Raw genomic sequence first — 744 nt, 5'->3', positions numbered from 1 at the left:
TAAAAACCCCGATACTCAATGAGTGTCGGGGTTTTTTCTTTTTTGGAGCCACTTAGGAATAAGGTCGCAGTTTTAGTATTGATGTGCATCGATCAACGTAAACTTGGAGATATCGGTACAAATTTACTTGTTTTTTGTTTAGAATCGCGCGCTTGTAATTTTTTAATTTTTAACTCATGTGACCTTTAGTAAGGGCCACCACTGATTTTGAGGTAGATATGCCAGTTATTACGCTTCCTGATGGTAGTCAACGTTCGTTTGAAAATGCTGTATCCGTATTGGATGTTGCTGCAGATATAGGTCCAGGTCTTGCCAAGGCAACCATCGCTGGTCGCGTAAATGATGTATTGGTCGATGCTTGTGAGTTGATTCAAGAAGATTCCACACTAAGTATTATCACTGCAAAAGATGAAGATGGCCTTGAAATATTGCGTCACTCATGCGCTCACCTTGTTGGTCACGCAATTAAGCAGCTTTGGCCTGATGTCAAAATGGCGATTGGCCCAACGATTGAAAATGGCTTCTACTATGATGTTGATTTAGAGCATCGTCTCACTGAAGAAGATATGGCAGCCCTCGAGAAGCGTATGCTTGAGCTTGCTAAGAAGAGCTATGACGTTGTTAAGAAGACCGTAAGCTGGCAAGAAGCACGAGATGCTTTCGAAGCGCGTGGTGAAACTTATAAAATGGAAATTCTTGACGAAAATATCGCCAAGACCGATACGCCAGCTTTGTATCACCATG

Annotated in this window: 1 protein-coding gene; it reads left to right on the top strand. The window is 42.1% G+C overall.

Features of this window, described 5'->3' with window-relative positions:
* Positions 1 to 218: 218 nt before the first annotated feature.
* On the top strand, positions 219 to 744 hold a 526-nt coding region (locus A3729_RS05825; protein ID WP_156497710.1), incomplete at its 3' end, for a TGS domain-containing protein.

Source organism: Oleiphilus sp. HI0043 (assembly GCF_001634935.1).
This window is presented reverse-complemented; position numbering and strand designations above follow the sequence as displayed.